Below are 2,994 nucleotides of genomic sequence, written 5' to 3'. Positions count from 1 at the left end.
CCGGCAATCACTGTGGGAGCGGGCTTGCCCGCGATAGCAATTTCACAATCACTGCATAATCCGAAGCAGTTACCGCACCGCCTCAAACAACCCGGTCGCCCCCATCCCGCCACCCACGCACATGGTCACGATGCCGTAGCGCAGATTACGCCGCTGCAACTCACGCACAATGTGCCCGACCTGACGCGAACCGGTCATGCCGAACGGGTGGCCGATGGAGATCGAGCCGCCATTGACGTTGTACTTGTCGTTGTCGATTTCCAGTCGATTGCGCGCGTACAGGCACTGCGAGGCGAACGCTTCGTTGAGTTCCCACAAATCGATATCGGCAATCTGCAAGCCTTTGGCCTTGAGCAGTTTCGGCACCGAGAACACCGGACCGATGCCCATTTCATCCGGCTCGCAGCCCGCCACGGTGAAACCGCGGAAGAACGCTTTCGGCTTCAGACCCAGTTCCAGGGCTTTTTCCAGACTCATCACCAATGTCATGGAAGCGCCGTCAGACAGTTGCGACGAGTTGCCCGCCGTCACCGAACCATCTTCGGCGAACACCGGATTCAACCCGGCCAGGCTTTGCAGTGTGGTATCGGGACGGTTACAGTCATCGCGATCGACGACGCCGTCGAGAATCTGCACCTGACCGGTGGCTTTGTCCTCAACGCGGTACTTCACCGCCATCGGCACGATTTCATCATCGAACAAACCGGCGGCCTGTGCCTGAGCGGTGCGCTGCTGACTTTGCAGAGCGTACAGATCCTGTTCTTCGCGGCTGACGTTGTAACGGCGAGCGACGATTTCGGCGGTCTGACCCATCGGGAAATAGATGCCCGGCACCTGTTCCTTGAGCAGCGGGTTGATCAGGTTGTCGGTGTTGACGCTTTTCATGGTCAGGCTGATCGACTCGACGCCACCGGCGACGATGATGTCGCTGCAACCCGAAGCGATCTGGTTGGCGGCAATGGCGATGGCCTGCAAACCCGACGAGCAGAAACGGTTGAGGGTCATGCCGGCGGTGCCGATGCCCAACCGCGAAAGCACCGCGACGTTGCGACCGATGTTGTAGCCTTGGGCGCCTTCGTTGGAGCCGGCGCCGACGATGCAATCCTCGACACTGGCCGGGTCGATGCCGGTACGCGCCAGCAAGGCGTTGACGCAATGCGCGGCCATGTCGTCCGGACGGGTCTGGTTGAACTTGCCGCGAAAGGATTTGGCCAGGCCGGTCCGCACGCTGTCGACGATCACCACTTCACGCATGGCATACCTCATTGTTGTTGTCGGTTGAGAGTGGACCGAGCATAAGCCCACCCAATTACCGACCGCGACAATCATTCACCCCGCGTATGCGTAACCATCGCATCAGTGTTTGCCTTTGCTTTCCTTCTTCGCATGTTTATCGGACTTTTCGAATGCTTCTTCCAACGCCTGGTTGATGGTGCGCAAAACCTTCACCCGCGCCCAGCGCTTGTCGTTCGCTTCGATCAGGGTCCACGGCGAGATTTCAGTGCTGGTGCGGTCGACCATATCGCCGACGGCGGCGCGGTAGTCGTCCCACTTTTCGCGATTGCGCCAATCGTCTTCGGTGATCTTGAAACGCTTGAAGGGAATTTCTTCACGTTCCTGGAAGCGTTCCAGTTGCGTCTGTTTGTCGATGGCCAGCCAGAACTTGACCACCACCACTCCGGCATCGCTGACCTGCTCTTCGAAATCGTTGATCTCACTGTAGGCGCGCAACCAGTCCGCCGGGCTGCAAAAACCTTCGATGCGTTCCACCAAGACGCGGCCATACCAGGAACGATCGAAAACGGTAAATTTGCCCCGCGCTGGCAGGTGTCGCCAGAAGCGCCATAGATACGGCTGCGCCCGTTCTTCTTCGGTGGGTGCGGCAATCGGCACGATGTTGTATTGACGCGGGTCGAGCGCCGCCGCCACACGCCGGATCGCCCCGCCCTTGCCCGCCGCGTCATTGCCTTCGAATACCGCCACCAGCGCGTGTCGACGCATGCGTTTGTCGCGCATCAGCCCGGACAGCCGCGCCTGTTCGGTCACCAACTGTTCTTCATAATCGGCTTTGTCCAGATGCAGGGTCAGATCCAGGCTGTCGAGCAGGTTCACTTGATCGACGCTGGGGAACACCGGCGCGGCGCTGACTTTCTCCGGATGGATCTTCGGCCGCTTCAAGGCGCCGTGCAGGCTGTCGAGCAAAATCTTGCCCACCACCAGGCTGCGATAGCGCGCGTCCATCCCGGCGATCACATGCCACGGCGCATAGTCACGGCTGGTGCGACGCAGGACACGCTCACCGAATTTCACGAACCGGTCGTAAGTCTCCGATTGCTGCCAGTCCAGCGGGCTGATGCGCCAGCTGTGCAATGGGTCGTCGGCCAACGCCTTGAGGCGCGCCTTCATCTGCTTCTTGGACAGGTGGAACCAGAATTTGACGATCAGTGCGCCTTCATCGCAGAGCATCTTTTCCAGGCGCTCGGCCGCGTTGATCGCTTGATCGAGACGCGGGTCCTTGAACTCGCCATGCACCCGGCCCTGCAACATCTGGCTGTACCAGTTACCAAAGAAAATCCCCATGCGCCCTTTGGCCGGCAACATTCGCCAGTAACGCCACGCGGGAGGCCGCGCCAGTTCTTCATCGGTTTGCTGATCGAACGTGCGGACCTCGATCAGGCGCGGGTCCATCCACTCGTTGAGCAACTTGACCGTCTCGCCTTTGCCGGCGCCTTCGATGCCGTTGATCATAATGATCACCGGAAACCGGCGTTGCTGCTGAAGCTCGAATTGCGCTTCGAGCAAGGCTTCGCGCAGCGCAGGCACTTCGGCGTCGTAGGTTTCTTTGTCGATGGCGTGATCGATTTCGGCGGATTCGAACATGGACGGCTCCCTTCCAGATGTGAGCAAGACTAGCGGATTGGACAGAAGGCCGGGAGGGAAATCCCTGCGGATGTAACTCCCTTTTTTGTAGGAGCAAGGCTTGCCCGCGATAGC

General features: G+C 59.6%; 2 protein-coding genes. Both read right to left on the bottom strand.

Features of this window, described 5'->3' with window-relative positions; translation table 11 throughout:
• Positions 1 to 69: 69 nt before the first annotated feature.
• Entirely contained in the window at positions 70 to 1,254 is a 1,185-nt protein-coding gene (locus ACW9JC_RS29730) for a thiolase family protein (RefSeq protein ID WP_457459507.1), read from the bottom strand.
• 102 nt (positions 1,255 to 1,356) lie between these two features.
• Complete coding sequence (gene pap / locus ACW9JC_RS29725; protein ID WP_457459505.1) at positions 1,357 to 2,880, bottom strand: polyphosphate:AMP phosphotransferase; 1,524 nt, start codon at positions 2,878 to 2,880, stop codon at positions 1,357 to 1,359.
• Positions 2,881 to 2,994 lie beyond the last annotated feature (114 nt).

The organism is Pseudomonas sp. SDO5591_S426 (assembly GCF_054070755.1).
This window is presented reverse-complemented; position numbering and strand designations above follow the sequence as displayed.

Excerpts from the sequence above, each read along its gene's own strand:
- ACW9JC_RS29730 (WP_457459507.1), bottom strand. The coding sequence starts at position 1,254 with ATGCGTGAAGTGGTGATCGTCGACAGCGTGCGGACCGGCCTGGCCAAA.
- pap (WP_457459505.1), bottom strand. The coding sequence starts at position 2,880 with ATGTTCGAATCCGCCGAAATCGATCACGCCATCGACAAAGAAACCTAC.